Source organism: Nocardia sp. NBC_00511 (assembly GCF_045161165.1).
In the GTDB taxonomy this organism is placed as follows: domain Bacteria; phylum Actinomycetota; class Actinomycetes; order Mycobacteriales; family Mycobacteriaceae; genus Nocardia.
In genome coordinates this window covers 5,489,633-5,506,302 of sequence record NZ_CP107849.1, presented here as the reverse complement: position 1 = coordinate 5,506,302, position 16,670 = coordinate 5,489,633, and the positions used below count along the sequence as shown (strand labels likewise).

Genomic DNA, 16,670 nt, shown 5'->3' with positions numbered 1-16,670 from the left:
GGTCTACTCCGGATTCACGCGGCGCGCGCGGCTTTGAGGCCCTTCTTCAGATCTTTGCCACAGCATCCGGTGGCCTCCAGCTTTTTCATGCGCATGATGACCACGGGACATTTGAGGCACCGCGTCTTCTTACGGCAGCACTTCTTCTTGGGTTTCAACCCCGAGACGTGCTTCGCCTTCACCTTGCCCATGTTGGTTAGCTTAACCTAACTCGTGGGCGCTAAACCTGTGAGTTGGGGCTCCCGGTAATGTGTAGCTCGCCGCATGCCCGGTGGGCGCTCGCCATGTCTCGAAGTAGGCAGCCCCACGCATGAGACCCACCCGGGTCGGCATCAGACTTTTCACCAGGAGGAATCAAACGTGTCGTCTGTCGAGTTCCGCAACGTGGCCATTGTGGCGCACGTCGACCACGGCAAGACAACACTGGTCGACGCCATGCTCCGGCAATCCGGCGCGTTCGCCGAACGCGCCGAACTCGTCGACCGAGTGATGGACTCGGGTGACCTCGAGCGCGAGAAGGGCATCACCATTCTCGCGAAGAACACCGCTGTTCACCGGCATAATGCCGACGGATCGGTCACCGTCATCAATGTCATCGACACCCCCGGCCACGCCGACTTCGGCGGCGAGGTGGAACGCGGCCTGTCCATGGTGGACGGCGTCGTGCTGCTCGTCGACGCGTCGGAAGGTCCGCTCCCGCAGACCCGCTTCGTGCTGCGCAAGGCGCTGGCGGCCTCGCTGCCGGTGATCCTGGTGGTCAACAAGACCGACCGCCCGGACGCTCGCATCGAAGAGGTCGTCGAGGAGAGCCACGACCTGCTGCTCGACCTCGCTTCCGACCTCGACGACGAGGCCAGCGAAGCCGCCGAGCTCGCCCTGGACCTGCCGGTCCTCTACGCCTCCGGTCGCGCGGGCGTCGCGTCCACCAAGCGTCCCGAGAACGGCAACGTGCCGGACGCCGAGAACCTCGACGAGCTCTTCGAGGTCCTGATGAAGTACGTGCCCGCCCCCAAGGGCGACCCGGACAAGCCGCTGCAGGCGCACGTCACCAACCTCGACGCCTCGCCGTTCCTGGGTCGTATCGGCCTGGTTCGCATCTACAACGGCACCCTGAAGAAGGGCCAGAACGTGGCCTGGATGCACGGTGACGGCGTCAAGACCGTCAAGATCACCGAACTGCTCAAGACCGTCGGCGTCGAGCGTCTGCCGGGCGAAGAGGGCGTGTCCGGTGACATCGTCGCCATCGCGGGCATCCCGGACATCATGATCGGCGACACCCTCGCCGACGTCGAGAACCCGGTCGCGCTGCCGAAGATCACCGTCGACGAGCCGGCGATCTCCGTCACCATCGGCACCAACACCTCGCCGCTGGTCGGGCGGGTGTCGGGCCACAAGCTCACCGCCCGCATGGTGAAGTCCCGCCTGGACCAGGAACTGGTCGGCAACGTGTCGCTGCGCGTGCTCGACATCGGCCGTCCGGACGCCTGGGAGGTCCAGGGCCGTGGTGAGCTCGCGCTCGCCATCCTGGTCGAGCAGATGCGTCGTGAGGGCTTCGAGCTGACCGTCGGCAAGCCGCAGGTGGTCACCAAGAACGTCGACGGCAAGATCCACGAGCCGTTCGAAGAGCTGACCGTCGACTGCCCGGACGAGTACCTCGGTGCCGTCACGCAGCTGCTGGCCGCCCGCAAGGGCAAGATGGTCCAGATGAGCAACCACTCCGCCGGGTGGGTGCGCATGGAGTTCATCGTGCCGTCGCGCGGTCTGATCGGTTTCCGCACCGACTTCCTCACCGACACCCGCGGCACCGGCATCGCCAACGCGGTGTTCAACGGCTACGCGCCGTGGGCCGGCGAGATTCGCGCCCGCCACACCGGTTCGCTGGTGTCGGACCGGGCCGGTTCGGTCACCCCGTTCGCCATGATCCAGCTGGCCGACCGCGGTCAGTTCTTCGTGGAGCCGGGCGCCGACACCTACGAGGGCATGGTCGTGGGCATCAACCCGCGCTCGGAGGACCTCGACATCAACGTCACCCGTGAGAAGAAGCTGACCAACATGCGGTCCGCCACGGCCGACGTGTTCGAGACCCTCGCCAAGCCGCTGCAGCTGGATCTCGAAGCGGCCATGGAGTTCTGCACCGACGACGAGTGCGTCGAGGTGACCCCGGAGAACGTGCGCGTGCGCAAGGTCATCCTGGGCGCGACCGAGCGTGGTCGCGAACTGTCTCGCCGCAAGGCCCGCGATCGCGCTGTGACCAACTAGCGATCGCGTCACCGTTCGTGTAGTCAAGATGCGGATGCCTTTGGGTCACAACCCAAAGGCATCCGCATTTCGGTCGCCCACCTGAGGTTCGCGGCCCGCCCCGGTCTGGACTGACCGGAGCGGGGGAGCGAAGCGGAGGAGTGTAGGGAGGGAAGACCGGGGCCCAGAGGGCCGCGAACAGCCGTAGCGAAGCGGAGGCAAATTGGCACAGAAGGTGGATCCAGTAGAGTGCCGAACGTGAGCAAAGGGCCGCGGAAGCATGCAACGTTGCGTGCGCTGCTGGTGCTGGTGGCGACCCTCTTGGCGGTTGCGACCGGGTGCACCGCGAACCCGCCTCCGCCGATCGAATCCACCGACAGTCCGAAGACTCAGCCCGCCAAGCCGGGCAAGAATTCGGTCGTGGTCGCGGTGGACGACATCGGGATCGGGTTCAATCCGCATCTGCGTTCGCAGCAGTCGCCCGCGACGGCGGCCGTCGCGTCGATGGTGTTGCCGAGCCCGTTCCGGCCCAGCCCGACGCCGGGTGTGGCGGGCGGTACCGACTGGATCCTGGATCCGGCGCTGATGGTGTCGGCGGATGTCACCTCGCAGGAGCCGTTCACCATCACGTACTCGATCAAGAACGAGGCGTCCTGGTCGGATGGTGCGCCGATCGCGGCCGAGGATTTCAAATACCTTTGGCAGCAGATGATCTCGTATCCCGGTGTGGTCGATCCGGCGGGTTATCGGCTGATCTCCGACATCGCGTCCTCGGCGGGCGGCAAGACGGTGACTGTCACCATGAACGAGCCGTATCCCGCTTGGCGGCAACTGTTCTCGGATCTGCTGCCGCAGCATCTGATCAAGGATTCCGGCTTCGAACAGGGCCTGGTCGACACGATTCGGGTGTCGGGCGGGCAGTTCCGGATCAAGCAGGCCGATCGCGGTCGCGAGGAGATCCTGCTCGAACGCAACGACCGCTACTGGGGTACACCCGCGGTGCCGGATCAGATCCTGTTGCGGCGCGGCGGAACTCCCGCGCAGGTGGCGGAGTCGCTGCGGGTCGGGGACGCGCAGATGGCGCTGGTGCACGGCGGGGTGGCGTTGCAGGCGCAGCTGGCGGCGATTCCGTCGGTGCGCACGGCGATGATGCCGCAGTCGCGCGAGATGGCCCTCGTATTGAACGGCCGCACCGGCGATCTCGCCGATGTGCGGGTGCGCCGCGCGGTGCTCGGCCTGCTCGATCCGGTGCTGCTGGCCACGGTCGGCGCGCAGACGGGCAGCTGGGTGGAGCCGGTGCGGGCGCAGGTGCTCGCGCCCTCGGACCCGGGCTACGTGGCGACCGAGCCGCCGCGGTTGAGTCAGGACGAGGCGTTCGGGCTGCTGGCCGAGGCCGGATTCGCCCGTGGGACAGAGACTCCCGCCGCGCCGTCCTCGACTTCGCCCGCGCCGCAACCGCGTCCGCTGGCCAAGAACGGCAAGTCGCTGACGGTGCGGCTGGGCGCGGTCGACGGTGACACCACCACGCTGGCGGTCGCGAACACCGCAGCGGACCAATTGCGCAGTGCCGGAATCGATGTGATCGTGCGCAGCGTGACGGCGTCGCAGCTCTACGGCAAGGATCTGACCGACGCCGGGATCGACGCCGTGGTCGGCTGGGAGCGCACCGGCGAGGATCCGGCGACCGTGCTGGCCTCCCGCTATGGCTGCGCCCCCGTGCAACCGCCGGGCGACAGCGGCAGTTCGGCCGTGGTGGAGGGCGCGAAGAAGGCTCCCTCCAACCTGTCCGGCGTCTGCGATCCGACCTTGCAGCCGGAGATCGACAACGCGCTGCGCGGCATCGACCTGCCCAAGGCGATCGGCGACGCCGAGCCCAGGCTTTGGGACATGGCGACGTCCCTGCCGATCGTGCAGGACACCCAGGTCGCCGCGGCCGGTCCGCGGGTCGACGGCGCGTCGCTGAGCGGTGCCATCCAGACCGGCATCTTCGGTGATGCCGCGAACTGGCGGCGGCTGCCGTGACCGGTGCTCACCCGGGTACCGCGACGCACGGCCTGCTGCTGGTGCACGCGCATCCCGACGACGAATCCATCACCACCGGCGGCACCATCGCCCTGTATCGCCGCCGCGGTATCCCGGTGACCGTGCTGACCTGCACCCTCGGTGAGGAGGGTGAGGTGATCGGCGACGAGTACGCGCACCTGGTCGCCGATCAGGCGAATCAGCTGGGCGGCTACCGCATCCACGAATTGACCGGTGCGCTGGCCGAATTGGATGCCGGGCCGCCGTCCTTCCTGGGTGGTGCGGGCCGCTGGCGGGATTCGGGCATGGCGGGCACGCCGTCGGCGCGCAACCCGCGCGCGTTCGTGAATTCGGGGACGGCCGCGCTGGACGCGCTGGTGCAGGCGATCCTGGAGCTGCGGCCGCGGGTGGTGGTCGGTTACGACCCGCGCGGCGGGTACGGGCATCCCGATCACATTCGCGCCCACGAGATCACCATGGCCGCGGTCGCGACCGCCGCCGAGTGGGGCTGGACGGTCCCGAAGCTGTACTGGACGGTCACCGACGCCGCCGTGCTCGGCATGCACACCGAGGCGCTCAAGCGGCGCACGGTGGATCAGTTGCCGGGTGCGCTGCCGCGCGGCTGGCGGCTGCCGCACAACGGTGAATTGGCCTGTGTCCCGGCCGAATCGGTGACCACCACGGTGGACGTGTCCGAGGTGCTGGCGGCCAAGCGGGCGGCGTTGCGCGCGCATGCCACCCAGGTGACGGTGGCCCCCTCGGGCCGGGAGTTCGCGTTGTCGAACGACATCGCGCAACCGGTGCTGCCGGAGGAGCATTACATTCTGGTACGCGGGGAGCGCGGACCGCTGGGCCCCGACGGCCGTGAACACGATCTTTTCGCCGGGCTGGAATGAGAGACTGAACCTATGTACAACTGGGACCTTCAGAACGCGATCGCGGCGTTCGTCGAGAGCCAGCGCCCCAACTTCCAGGCGCAGCACGACCTGTACCTGTCGGTCCTGTACGGCTTCCTGGACATGCAGAGTCACCTGCTGACCCTGCTCGGCTTCCCGCCGGTGCCGTGACGACGACCGTCGAGGCCCGCGAGCGCGAATCACTGCTCGACACGCCACCGCTGCGTCAGCTGCTCGGTGGCGTGATCGGGGTGCTGCTGGTGGCCGACGCGGTGATCACGCTCGGCTTCGAGGTGCTGTTCCTGCCGATCTACGCCGGGCACGCGAACCTGCCGGAAACGGCTCCGGTGCTGGCGTCCGGCCCACTGGCCTCGTCGGCGACCTCGGGTGCCATCGCGGTCCCGGTGACGGCGCTGGTCGCCGCCGTGGTGAACGTGCTGCTGGTGATGGGCATGGGCGCGGTGTCGCAGAAGCCGTCGGTGATGGCGTTGCCGATCCTGGTGTGGGCGGTCGGTTTCCTGGTGTGCGCCGGGTTCAGTCCGAGCGGTTACAGCCTGCTCATCGGTGACTGGCCGACCATGCTGTTGCTGATCTGCGGTCTGCTGCCCGCCGGGTTGTATCTCTACTACCGTGCCACGGTGCGGCTGGCCGCGGCCGGGAAGTGACCCCCGCCGGATCTCGATCCGCGAAGGTCATGTCACACCTTGTCGGTGTACTTCGTCATCCTGGTGAAGCTGACTTTCGGAGCTGATACGAGGAGTGGCGATGGGTTTCGACGAACTACGCGAGACGGTCCGGGGCCGGGTACTGGTCGCGGGCGACGCGGATTTCGAGGACGTGGCGCGACCGTGGAACGTGGCGGTGACGCAGCCGGTGGCCGCTGTGGTGGAGGCCGTCGATGTCGCGGACGTGGTCGCGGTGGTGCGTTTCGCGAGCGACTCCGGCCGTGCGGTGGTGACGCAGCCGACCGGGCACGGCGCGAGCGGTGATGTCGCGGAAGCGATTCTGCTGCGCACCGGACTGCTGAACGAGGTGCGCGTCGACGTGGCCGCGCGGCGGGCGTTCGTGGGTGCGGGTGCGCAGTGGGGGCAGGTGCAGGCGGCGGCGGCCGAGCACGGGCTGGCCGGGCTGTCTGGCAGCAATCCGGTGGTCGGCGTGACCGGCTACACGCTCGGCGGCGGCCTGGGCTGGTTCGGCCGCAAGTACGGCTGGGCCTCGGAGGCGGTGCGGGCGTTCGAGATCGTGGACGCCGAGGGCGTCGAGGCGAAGGTGACGGCCGAGTCGGATCCGGAGCTGTTCTTCGCGCTGTCCGGTGGCGGCGGTGACTTCGGTGTGGTGACGGGTCTGGAATTCGATCTGTTCCCCGTTCCGGTCGTGTACGGCGGGCGCGTGACGTGGCCGGGTGAGCGGCTGCCGGAGGTGTGGGAGTTGTTCGTGGAGTTGACCTCTCATGCTCCCGACGAGCTGTCGGTGTGGTTCGAACGCTTCCAGTTCCCGGGTGCTCCCGAGATGGTGGCTCTCGATGTCGCCTACCTGGGCGATGCGGAGCCGGGGCGCGAGCTGGTGGCGGGCATCGATCGCCTCGGGGGCGCGGTGAGCGATACCCGGGCCGTGCTGTCGGTGGCCGAGATCGGGGCGATCACCGCGGAGCCGACCGCTCCGAGCCCGTCGATCTCGCGGGCGGAACTGCTCACCGAGATCGACGACGATGCGGTGAAGGCACTGTTGCAGTCGCCGGTCGCGCCGCTGATCAATATTCAGGTCCGGCATCTCGGTGGCGCGCTGGCGCGTCCGACCGCGGGCGCGCGGGGTCCGGTGACCGCGCCGTACGTGGTGTACCTGCTGGGCCTGGGGCTGCCGCAGCTGCGGGATGCGGTGCGGGACAAGGTCGATGCGGTGGTGTCGGCGCTCGGCGGGGTGATCGCGCCCGCGAAGCCGTTCACCTTCCTGGCCCCCGGCGAGTCCGCTGCCGCGGCGTTCGCTGAGCCGACGCTGGACCGGTTGCGCGAGGTCAAGCGAAACCGGGACCCGCACAGGGTGATTCGGTCGAACTTCCCGGTATCCGCCTGAATAAACCTCCGAATCCCGCAGGTTCAGCCAAATGATTTCAGACTGTGGTTGATTCGGGATCTATCCGTTATTCTCCTGCAAAGGAAGCGTGACGAATCGCTCAATTCGGCGGTGCGGTGCGAGGTGTGGCGCGGCAGCGTTCGAATAGCGGGAAGATTGACAGTGGGCAGTTGGCGGAATCTGCGGCAATCGTTCGGTCACCGCACCGATTCGAGTGACCGCAGGATCCGGGGCTGGCTGAGCGTCCGGGTCCGGCTGCTGTCCATCGTGCTCATCTCCAGTGTCACCCTGATGGCCATCGGCATCGGTGCGGCCGTCTATCTGGTCGAGACGGCCCGCGAATCCAAGCAGTGGGCCGAGTTGGCCAGCAGCACAACCTCACCCGCGATCCTGATGGTCTCGGCGTTCCAGGAGGAGCGGCGGCTGTCGATGCTGCGGCTGGCCGGTGACCCGGACGCGGCGACCGCGCTGGTGGAGGCCCGGCAGCATTCGGACGCGGGGCTGGCGGCGGTCAAGGCCAAGGGCGACGCGGCCGCGGCGCTGAACCCGGACGGTTCGGCCGCCGAGATCGAGGGCTACAGCAAGCTTTTCGCAATGGTGCCGACCATCCGGGCCGGAGTCGATGCCCGGCAGGCGCCCGCGGATCAGGTGTTCGCCTTCTTCACCGGCGTGATCGGCACCATCATCGCCGCCTCGATGCTGGCGGCCCGGGTCGCGCCGGAGGCCAAGCTGGGCATCGAACTCAGCTACGGGGTGGAGCCGCTGCGCGCGGCCGAAGCGCTCTCGCAGGCCGATACCCTGGGCGCGGTGGCGCTGACCGAGGAGGAGCTGTCCTCCACCCAGCTGGTCGAATTCAGCCACCGGGTGGGCGAATTCCGCGGTGAGGTGGCCTACGCGGCCAGCGTGCTGAAGGGGCAGCGCCTCGATCAGCTGACCGCGATCATGGGCGGCCCGGCCTGGCAGCAGGTGACCGCCATGCAGGACGCCATCCTGGTACGCGGCCCGTTCGTCCAGAGCCTGTCCGACAGCACCGACACCGGCGCGAAAACACGTGATACCAAGACGGTTTCGAAGCCGGCACCGCTGCCGATGTCGCTGGCCGTCTGGCAGGACGCCTCCGGTCAGGTCGGGGCGGCGTTGCAGAAGCTGTGGGAGGACCAGAGCCGCGACGCGCACGTGGTGGCCCGCGAGCAGGGCGACAAGGACACCCGGAATTCGATCCTGGGTGGCACCGCGGTCGCGTTGGTCGCGACGCTCGCCTTCCTGGCGGCGCTGGTGCTGGCCAATCGTTTCATCGGCCGCATGCGCCGATTGCGGCGCGACACACTGGAATTGGCCGACGAGCGGATGCCGGAGCTGATCAACCGGATCGGCCGCGGCGAGACCGTGGACGCCGCCGAGGTCACCCACCTGGACTTCGGCACCGACGAGGTGGGCCAGGTGGCCCGGGCCTTCAACCGCGCCCACCTGGCGGCGGTCAACGCGGCGGCGGCCGAGGCGCGCACGCATGCCGGAATCAACGCGCTGTTCCTGAATATCGCGCATCGCAGTCAGGGCGTGGTGCACCGGCAGTTGGCGCTGCTGGACCGTGCCGAGCGCGAGGAGCGCAATGCCGATCAGCTCGAATTGCTGTTCCAGCTCGACCATCTCGCGACCCGGGCCCGGCGCAGCGCCGAGAACCTGATCATTCTCGGCGGCGAGCAGCCGGGGCGGCGCTGGCGCAATCCGGTGGCGCTGGTGGATCTGGTGCGCGGCGCGGTCGCGGAGAGCCTGGACTACAAGCGGATCGAACCGGCCCGGATGCCGGAGGTGTGGATCGCCAGTCACGCGGTGGCCGATGTGATCCACCTGCTGGCCGAGCTGATGGACAATGCCACCGCCTGTTCGCCGCCGCAGTCGGCGGTCGCGGTGTCCGCGGTGGTGGTGGGTCGCGGGGTGGCGGTGGAGGTCATCGATCAGGGTCTCGGCATGTCGGAAGCCGAGTTCGCGCAGCGCAATACGCTGCTGGCGAGCCCGCCGACCGCGGATGTGGTGAGCCTGTCCGGTGATTCCCGGCTCGGCCTGTTCGTGGTCGCGAAATTGGCTGTGCGACACCATATCGCGGTGCGGCTGGCGGACTCGGTGTATGGCGGTGTGCGAGCCGTGGTGCTGATTCCGACGGCGCTGCTGGTGTCCGCTGCGCGCAGACCGGAGCCGAATCCGGGGATCTTCGATTGGCCGACCGAGCCGCAGACCGACTCGGTGCCGATGCCGCGCATCCCGTCGTTCCAGGGCAATGCCGGGTCCGCGACGGCCACCCGACCCCGCACCGCGGATGCCCGCCCGCCGATGGCGGTGATCAGCCTGCCCGCCTCCCCGCAGCTCCCCGGCGATCGCCCGGAACTGCCACGCAGACAGCGGAACTCGGCGGCGACCGGCGACCGGGATCCGGCGGGCGACGGCTCCGCGCCCGCCGACGGTCCGGCCGCCGCGCCCGCCGACGGCATCGCCACTCGGCATCGCACCGCCGATGAGGCCCGCAACCGGATGAGCGCGATATCGCAGGGCTCCCGCCAGGGACGCCGCCCGCTCACCGACCCCGACTCGAATCCTCGGCAATGACAGTTTCGACGAGAGGGCGACCATGACCACTTCCCAGCGAATCGACCTCGGCTGGCTGCTCGACGAGCTGATCAACAAGCTGCCCGACGCGAGAGTGGCGGTGCTGCTGTCCACCGACGGTCTGCTGCTGGGCAGTTCGGCCGGGCAACAGCGCGCGGACGCCGAGAAGTTCGGCGCCATGGCCTCGGCGCTGCACAGCCTGGCGCGCACCGCCGGGCACCACTTCAATGCCGGTGGCGTGCATCAGACGGTGGTCGAGCTCGACGACGCGGTGCTGTTCATCACCGCCGCGGGCACCAATGCCTGTCTGGCCCTGCTGGCCGCGGATTCGGCGGATCTGGGGCTGGTGGCCTACGAGATGAATCAGACGGTGCAGCGGGTGGGCACGCATCTGGGTGTCGACGCGCGCGGCTACCTCGATTCGCCCCGACCATGAGCGATTCGCGCGAGCACTGGTACGAGGAGGACGCGGGACCGCTGGTCCGGCTCTACGCCGTGACCCGGGGCCGCGGCCGGGCCGATCGGCCCGATCTGAACATGGACACCATGCTGGTGGATTCCGGCCGCGGCCTCGGATTGCGAAGACCAGAACCGGAATACGCGGCCATCGTCGCCATCTGCCGCCATCCGGTCTCGGTCGCCGAGGTCTCCGCGCACCTGCATCTGCCCTTGACCATGACCAAGGTCCTGATCGGTGATCTGATCGACGACGGTCGCCTGCGTTTCCGGATGCCGCCCGCGGCCGCGGAGAACGCCTCGGATCTGGGTGTGCTGCACGCGGTGCTGGCCGGCATCCGGTCGCTGTGAATCGCTACTTCAACTGTGCCGCCAGACGATTGGCGTTCATATAGGCGATCGCCTCGATGCTGACCATGGGATTGACGCCGGGCGCGGTCGGGAAGCTGGAGCCGTCGGCGACGACGATGTTGGGGACGTCCCAGGTGGCCCCGTCCGGGTTGGTGGCCGACAGGGCGGGGGAGCCGCCCATCCGGGCGGAGCCCATGATGTGCAGTGCGCCCATGGCGCACTGGCCGGGACCGTATCCGGCCCGCTGTGCGGCGGTGGCGAATTCGGTGAGGGAGCCCCGGGTGCCGGGTTCGTAGGAGACTCCGGCCTGATGTCCGGAGGTGATGCGGCGGGCGCCCGCGGCCTCCAGAAGTTCTGCCGCGCCGACGATTCCGGTGTGCAGGTGGGCGGCGTCGTAGTCGGAGAGGCGGTACTTCACGATGGGTTCGCCGGTCTTGTCGACGGTGACGGTGCCGGAGTCGCGGTCGCGGGTGATGATGCCGATGGCGTTGGAGTGGGCGAAGTCGCGCATGGCGGCGCGGTGGGCGTCGGCGCCGCGCCAGCCCATGAAGCCGGTGCCGAGGCCAGGATGGGTGGGGCCGGTCTCGTAGATGACGCCGTAGCCCTTGCCGTCCAGGTCGGCGTGGTGGCGGCTGATGCGGGCCTGCATCGCGCCCTCCCACGGCCGGATCTCCTCGTCGAAGACGCCGAAGACGGCGGCGGCCGGGTGCAGGCGCAGGTGACGGCCGATGTTCTTGTTGCGCAGGCCCGAACGCTTCAGCAGGGCGGGGGTCTGGATGGCGCCCGCGGCGACCACCACCGCGCGGGCGTACACGGTGATCTCGACGCCGTCGGAGGTGCGCGCGATCACGGATTCGGCTCGGCCGCCGCTGATTTCGACGCGTCGCACGTCGGCATCGACGACCAGGCGGGCGCCGTGTGCGGCCGCGTCGGCGAGCCAGGTCTTGGCGACGGACTGCTTCGCACCCAGTCGGCAGCCGTAACCACAGCGGCCGCAGTCGATTCCGGCGTCACAGGCGTCGGTCACGTTGCGCGGCAGCGCATCCACGTCCCAGCCGAGCGAGCGGGCGGCCCGGTCGAGGACGTCGTCGCGCTTCGAGAGCGGTGAGTGCCGGTCGTTGACGTTCAGGCGTTTCAGCACCACCTGTAGCGCGTCACCGAATTCGTCGGTGGCGAACTGCGGTGCGCCCAGCTCGGCCCACTCCTGGCGGACGCCGTCGGGGGTGGGCAGCGAGGTGCTCCAGTTGACCACGGTGCCGCCGCCCAGGCAGGTGCCCGACACCAGGGTGATCTGGCCCTCGGCGGAGGCGGCCGGACCGGGGGCGTAGAGGTTGAGCAGCCCCTCCAGTTCGCCGGTGCCGAAATCCCGGTCGTCGTAATAGTTTCCGCGTTCCAGGACGATGACGTCGAGCCCGGCCTCGGCCAGGACCGCGGCGGCGGTGCCGCCGCCCGCGCCGGAGCCGACGATCACCACATCGCAGGTGAGCGTGGTGGATTCGGTGTACCGCAGCGGTTTCAGCGCGGGTTCGGGAGCCTGGGCGAGCGGCCCGGCCGGGGCCGGGTAGCCGATCTCCTTCCACAGCGGGTTGACGCCGGTCGGGCCGGGGGTGACGTTGTAGGCCAGCAGCGCAGCGCCTTTGAGCGCCTGGAAGACGGCGCGCACGGGGGCGAGTCGGGAGTCACCGAGCCGGATCAGGGCGTCTTCGCGCTGCTGCTGCGACAAGCTGGAGAAGTGGCGGGGACCGCGGCCGGTGAGCAGCCCGAACAGCCGGGAGTCCCACAGTCCGAGCAGGGTGGCCAGCTGCTTGCGTTCGGCCTCACGGGGATTGCGGCCGAGGATCCGGAAGATGGTGTCCACCGCGCCGAGGTCGCTGGCCGGAGGCAGGGCCAGGCCGTCGCCGGGCAGGAACGTATCGCAGATCAGTTCCAGGGCCGCGCGCTGCTCGGCTGTCGGTTCCATGACGAATCCACCCTTCGTGAAGCTCGGCTGATTTCTATCATGCGTGAGCGAATCCCCGCTCACTTTCCAAGGTGTTCAACTGCTCGAAGTTGAATCTCCACAGCAGAATTCACGGTCACTTGACCCGGGGCGTACCGAGCTGCCCCGGCGTCACCGCCTCGATCAGCGCCCAGGCCTGCTCGACCGGCAGGTCCAGCACGTGATACCGCTTCTTGCCCGCCGCCGACGCGGCCACCACGGTCGCCACCCCGGCCCGCCGCTGAAAGAACGTCTGCCGCACCGTCCACCCGATGATCCCGGGCGCCTCGAGGCAGTCCCGGTCCCGATCCAGCGACCCACTGCGGGTGACCAGCCACGCGGGCTTACCCCCTGCCGCGGGGATCACCGCATGCCCGAGCCCGCGATACCGATCCCACGCCAGCACGGCGGCGAACGGCGTCAGCACCACGAGCACCACCCACAGCCACCCCGGAATCTCCCCGCCCGCAAGCGATATCACGGCCAACAGCACCGCGACCGCCGCGAGCGGCCCCAGCGTGCGCGTGTACCGCCGCCGCATCGCTGCCGCACCGTGCGCCCGCAGTGGCACCGTGACAGCGGCTGGCAGGCCGAACTCCCCGCTACCCGGATAGCCTCCGGCGACACGGAATGGCTGTGTCGCAGCCGCATTCGCTGCCGATCCGATGCCCAGCAGGTAGGCGAGGGTGCGGTCGACGGCGGGGCGGGGGGCCTGGGGGAGGATCTTCTGGCGGGGGCTGGTGCCGGTCATGATGGCTTCCAGTTCGCCCGCGCGGGCCAGGCGCAGCAGCAGGGGTTCGTTGACGGTCGCACCGCGCAGGCGGGCCAGGTCGAGGGTGGTCTGGCGGGTGGTGAACAGGCCGTGGCGGACGGTGAGGGTGGTGCCGTCGTCGAGGACGCGCAGGCCGTACCAGGTCATCAGGTAGCGGACGCAACCGGCGAGGCTGACGATGATGAGCAGGGCCACGAACAGCAGCGCGATCACGCCGGTGATCACCGCGGCGCTGCTCTGCCCGACCTCGTGCGCGGTGTCGGACTTGAAGAAGATCTGCGCGAACCCGTATTGGAAGGCCAGACCCACGACGGGGGCGATGATCGCGAACCCGGTGAGCGACAGCGGCGCGTAGCGGACCCAATCCGACTGCCAGTGCGCGATTTCCACCGGCTCGTGTGCGGTGGATCGCCCGGATTCCCGGGGTCCACCGGTGGTGATCGGTGCACCGTTCGGATCGGTCTGCGAAATCGACTGTTCCGCAACGTTTTCCGCGCCGTCGCGGGTGTGGGCCAGCAGTGCGGTGCGTAGCGGCGGCACCAGTTTCGCATCGAGGGAGTCGAGTTTGAACTGGTCGCGCTTCTCGGCGTGCTGCCCGGTGCCGATGGTGAGCACCGCCAGTCCGAGCACCCGGTGCAGCAGGTCGGCCTGCACATCCACCGATCGGACCCGGTTGCGCGGCACCGAAAGCCGTTTGCGCTGTAGCAGTCCGGTGCGCAGCTCGACGTTCTCCGGAGTGATGCGGTAGGTGGTGGTGAACCACCGGGTCAACGCGAATCCGACGATGACGGCCACCACCGCGAGGCTCCACATCGGGCTGTCGCTGCGCGCGCCCGCGAACAGGGTGGCGATCAGGACCGGGATGTAGCGGATGAGTTCGGTGACCGGGTGCACCAGCAGCATGCGGCGATCGAGACGCTGCCAGGCGTCCGGGGCGCTCGCGCCGAGCGGCGGCATCGGTGAAAGCACTTCTGTCGGATATTGATCCGTGTACTGATCGGGTTCGCCCGGCTGGTTCACGTCGCGTCTCCCCGGTGCCGCGCGGCGATGGTGGTCAGCTGCGCGACGGTCTCGCGCGCGTCGTCGAGGGCGAGTGCGCTGATGTGCACCGCGCCCGCCGAGGATGCCGTGGTGACGGTGACGGTCGCGAGCCCGAGCAGCCGTTCCAGCGGTCCCCGATAGGTGTCCACGGTCTGCACCCGGGTGATGGGCGCGACCCGGCTCTCCTGGGTGAGCCAGCCGGTGCGGGTGTACACGGCCTCGTCGGTGATCTCCCAGCGGTGAACCGCGTAGCGCCACAACGGGATCACCGCGATGCTGACCGCCGCGGCCAGCAGCACCAGCACGAAGACCAGGGTCTGCACCCCGCGTCGATGGCTGTCGAACAGTGCCCAGATGCCGAGTCCGAGCACCGGCACCACCCACGACAGTGCGGCGCTGATCGCCCACAGCAGTTTCGCGCGCGGGCTGGGCCGCCGGGCCGGGGCGGCCAGGATGCCGCCGGGACTGCGGCCCGCCCGGCTCCCGGCGAACGGTGCCGGGTCGACCGGCGGCGGGCTGCCCGCGGCGGTCCAGGTCGGATCACCGGTGGCGGACCACGCCGAGTCGCCGGGGCCGGGCTGCGCGGGGCCGCCGGCGGCGGGGGGCTGGGACATGCCCGTCATGCTTCCACGAATCGGGGGATGCGGGCGGGCGATACGCCCGACATCCAACCGACTGCCCGGTTACGGGAACTAGTTGGGCGTGATCCGGAACAGCCCACTCACGGTGCCCTGGTACTGGATTCGCCCCGGCGCGATGGTGCCGACCATCTGCAAGGTGTCGTTGATCGTCGTCGCACCGATGGTCTGCTCGGTGTCGATATTGCCGGTGTTGGCGTCGATCACGGTGTAGCTGTAGTGGTCGAGCACCCCGCCGCTGCCGGAACCCGCGCTGCCGCTGGAGCTGCCCGAACTGCCGCTGCCGCCACTGCCGGAGCCGAGGCCCGAGCGCCGGGTGATGGTGTAGATCTTGCCGTCCGGCACCGAAAGTCGCGGCACCGCCGAGGACGGGACGGTATTGGTCCACACCACGTTGCAGCCCGAACCGCTCACGTCGATGCGGGTCATGCCGCCGGTGAAGTTCGCGCTCGCGGGCTGGCTGGTGCCCGCGTTGGGTGGCAGCTGCGGGTACGGGTAGCCGTAGGTGCTGGCCACGAAGACGCTGTTGCCCGAGCCGATCGGCGAGTTCTCGCTGCCGTCGATGGCGGGGACGGAGCACACCTGGTTGCCGGTCGCGGTGTTGTAGACCAGCAGGTTCTCCTTGTTCGCCGCATTGTCGACGATGGTCAGGTATTCGGTGCCGTCGCCCGGGCCGAAGAAGGTGGGCGTGGAGCCGGTGCCCCAGCTCAGCTGTCCGGGTTTGCGCGCGGGCCCGCGGTCGTAGGCTTGCCGCCACACGATGTGCGGGTTGCCGCTGCCGTCGACGTTCAGCAGGTACAGCGCGTGGTCGGTGGCGACGGCGACGCCGTCGGGTGCGGTGGCGATGGAGTTGGCCACCATCTCACCGGGTGCGAGCACGATCGACTTGGCGGTGCCGTCGGTGTCGACGAATCCGGCGGCGGCATTGTCGGTGGCGAACCACACCCGCCCGTTCCAGTCGGGGGACACCGAGCTCACCGAATCGCAGGTGCCGCCGCCGCAGTGCCCGGCAACCGCCTGCGACACATCGGTTTTCGAGGCGATGAACAGTCGCGGCGAGCCGCCCGAGCCGCCGTTGTCGTGCCCGATGCGCAGCAGGTTGCCACTGCCGTCGACGGTGACCATGCGGTCGTTGTTGTCGAGGTAGGCGTACACGCCGCCGAGCAGACTGCCCTTGGTGAGATCCAGCGAGGCCAGGGTGTTGCCGTTGGCGGGATCGAGCAGCAGCACCTCCGGCGCACGGTCGCTGATCTTGGTGCACAGCGCCTGCGGGAATCCGTCGGCCCCCTGCATGATCGTCGGGCAGGCCGCCGCGAGTTCGTGGAAGTCGGCGTGCACGTTCCCGGTTCCGGGTCCGGGCAGCGGCGTGGTGTCGGAGGCCTCGGCGTCGCCGTGCATGGTGGCGGTGCCGATCGGCCCGAGATACGGGTTGGCGGGCGGCACCGGTCCGAAGGCGGCGGCCGACCCCGTGCTGACGGTCAGCAACATGGTGGCGCCCAGCCCGGCGACAGCGGCGGCGTGGCGGATCTTCGCGAGCAAGAAGGGTTCCCCTCTGGTCTACGGGGTAGGTGTGCCCGCGAGGCTATTTCATCGGGACTGAAATTCAA

14 protein-coding genes are annotated in these 16,670 nt (G+C 69.1%); 9 read left to right on the top strand and 5 right to left on the bottom strand.

Features of this window, described 5'->3' with window-relative positions; all coding sequences use genetic code 11:
* Nucleotides 1-14 precede the first annotated feature (14 nt).
* Complete coding sequence (locus tag OG300_RS25810) at nucleotides 15-191, bottom strand: hypothetical protein (RefSeq protein ID WP_405485620.1); 177 nt, start codon at nucleotides 189-191, stop codon at nucleotides 15-17.
* A gap of 169 nt (nucleotides 192-360) precedes the next feature.
* Here OG300_RS25810 and typA point away from each other — a divergent pair, with 169 nt between their 5' ends.
* The 9 genes from typA to OG300_RS25765 all read left to right on the top strand — a co-directional run bounded on the left by typA (nucleotide 361) and on the right by OG300_RS25765 (nucleotide 10,634).
* The gene (gene typA / locus OG300_RS25805) at nucleotides 361-2,259 is read left to right on the top strand and encodes a translational GTPase TypA (protein WP_405485619.1); all 1,899 of its coding nucleotides are present in this window, start codon (nucleotides 361-363) and stop codon (nucleotides 2,257-2,259) included.
* A 228-nt stretch (nucleotides 2,260-2,487) separates the two neighbouring features.
* Entirely contained in the window at nucleotides 2,488-4,260 is a 1,773-nt protein-coding gene (locus tag OG300_RS25800) for an ABC transporter family substrate-binding protein (RefSeq protein ID WP_405485618.1), read from the top strand.
* Nucleotides 4,257-5,156, top strand: a complete 900-nt coding sequence (mshB, locus tag OG300_RS25795) for an N-acetyl-1-D-myo-inositol-2-amino-2-deoxy-alpha-D-glucopyranoside deacetylase (protein WP_405485617.1) — start codon at nucleotides 4,257-4,259, stop codon at nucleotides 5,154-5,156. The genes OG300_RS25800 and mshB overlap by 4 nt, the downstream gene beginning before the upstream one ends.
* A gap of 12 nt (nucleotides 5,157-5,168) precedes the next feature.
* Nucleotides 5,169-5,327, top strand: a complete 159-nt coding sequence (locus OG300_RS25790) for a hypothetical protein (RefSeq protein WP_405485616.1) — start codon at nucleotides 5,169-5,171, stop codon at nucleotides 5,325-5,327.
* Nucleotides 5,324-5,821 (top strand): hypothetical protein, encoded by a 498-nt coding sequence (locus OG300_RS25785; RefSeq protein ID WP_405485615.1) that lies wholly within the window; start codon nucleotides 5,324-5,326, stop codon nucleotides 5,819-5,821. Before OG300_RS25790 ends, OG300_RS25785 begins: the two co-directional genes overlap by 4 nt.
* Nucleotides 5,822-5,921: 100 nt before the next feature.
* Nucleotides 5,922-7,226, top strand: a complete 1,305-nt coding sequence (locus OG300_RS25780) for an FAD-binding oxidoreductase (RefSeq protein WP_405485614.1) — start codon at nucleotides 5,922-5,924, stop codon at nucleotides 7,224-7,226.
* A 162-nt stretch (nucleotides 7,227-7,388) separates the two neighbouring features.
* Nucleotides 7,389-9,827, top strand: coding sequence for a nitrate- and nitrite sensing domain-containing protein (locus OG300_RS25775; RefSeq protein ID WP_405485613.1), 2,439 nt, complete (start codon nucleotides 7,389-7,391; stop codon nucleotides 9,825-9,827).
* A gap of 22 nt (nucleotides 9,828-9,849) precedes the next feature.
* Nucleotides 9,850-10,263, top strand: coding sequence for a roadblock/LC7 domain-containing protein (locus tag OG300_RS25770; protein ID WP_405485612.1), 414 nt, complete (start codon nucleotides 9,850-9,852; stop codon nucleotides 10,261-10,263).
* Nucleotides 10,260-10,634, top strand: a complete 375-nt coding sequence (locus OG300_RS25765) for a DUF742 domain-containing protein (RefSeq protein WP_405485611.1) — start codon at nucleotides 10,260-10,262, stop codon at nucleotides 10,632-10,634. Before OG300_RS25770 ends, OG300_RS25765 begins: the two co-directional genes overlap by 4 nt.
* A 4-nt stretch (nucleotides 10,635-10,638) precedes the next feature.
* Here OG300_RS25765 and OG300_RS25760 read toward each other — a convergent pair whose 3' ends face one another.
* The 4 genes from OG300_RS25760 to OG300_RS25745 all read right to left on the bottom strand — a co-directional run bounded on the left by OG300_RS25760 (nucleotide 10,639) and on the right by OG300_RS25745 (nucleotide 16,602).
* Entirely contained in the window at nucleotides 10,639-12,594 is a 1,956-nt protein-coding gene (locus tag OG300_RS25760) for a GMC family oxidoreductase N-terminal domain-containing protein (RefSeq protein WP_405485610.1), read from the bottom strand.
* Nucleotides 12,595-12,709: 115 nt separating this feature from the next.
* Nucleotides 12,710-14,341 carry a PH domain-containing protein gene (locus OG300_RS25755; RefSeq protein WP_405498676.1) on the bottom strand — a complete coding sequence of 544 codons (1,632 nt, stop codon included), beginning with the start codon at nucleotides 14,339-14,341 and terminating at the stop codon, nucleotides 12,710-12,712.
* A 59-nt stretch (nucleotides 14,342-14,400) separates the two neighbouring features.
* On the bottom strand, nucleotides 14,401-14,880 hold the full coding sequence (locus OG300_RS25750; protein WP_405498675.1) for a PH domain-containing protein: 480 nt from the start codon (nucleotides 14,878-14,880) through the stop codon (nucleotides 14,401-14,403).
* A gap of 237 nt (nucleotides 14,881-15,117) precedes the next feature.
* On the bottom strand, nucleotides 15,118-16,602 hold the full coding sequence (locus OG300_RS25745) for a hypothetical protein (RefSeq protein WP_405485609.1): 1,485 nt from the start codon (nucleotides 16,600-16,602) through the stop codon (nucleotides 15,118-15,120).
* Between the last annotated feature and the right edge of the window lie 68 nt (nucleotides 16,603-16,670).

Bases quoted from the DNA above. Each gene is read 5' to 3' on its own strand.
- OG300_RS25780 (WP_405485614.1), top strand. From the start codon at position 5,922: ATGGGTTTCGACGAACTACGCGAGACGGTCCGGGGCCGGGTACTGGTC.
- OG300_RS25755 (WP_405498676.1), bottom strand. From the start codon at position 14,341: ATGCCGCCGCTCGGCGCGAGCGCCCCGGACGCCTGGCAGCGTCTCGAT.
- OG300_RS25760 (WP_405485610.1), bottom strand. From the start codon at position 12,594: ATGGAACCGACAGCCGAGCAGCGCGCGGCCCTGGAACTGATCTGCGAT.
- OG300_RS25810 (WP_405485620.1), bottom strand. From the start codon at position 191: ATGGGCAAGGTGAAGGCGAAGCACGTCTCGGGGTTGAAACCCAAGAAG.
- OG300_RS25790 (WP_405485616.1), top strand. From the start codon at position 5,169: ATGTACAACTGGGACCTTCAGAACGCGATCGCGGCGTTCGTCGAGAGC.
- OG300_RS25765 (WP_405485611.1), top strand. From the start codon at position 10,260: ATGAGCGATTCGCGCGAGCACTGGTACGAGGAGGACGCGGGACCGCTG.
- OG300_RS25770 (WP_405485612.1), top strand. From the start codon at position 9,850: ATGACCACTTCCCAGCGAATCGACCTCGGCTGGCTGCTCGACGAGCTG.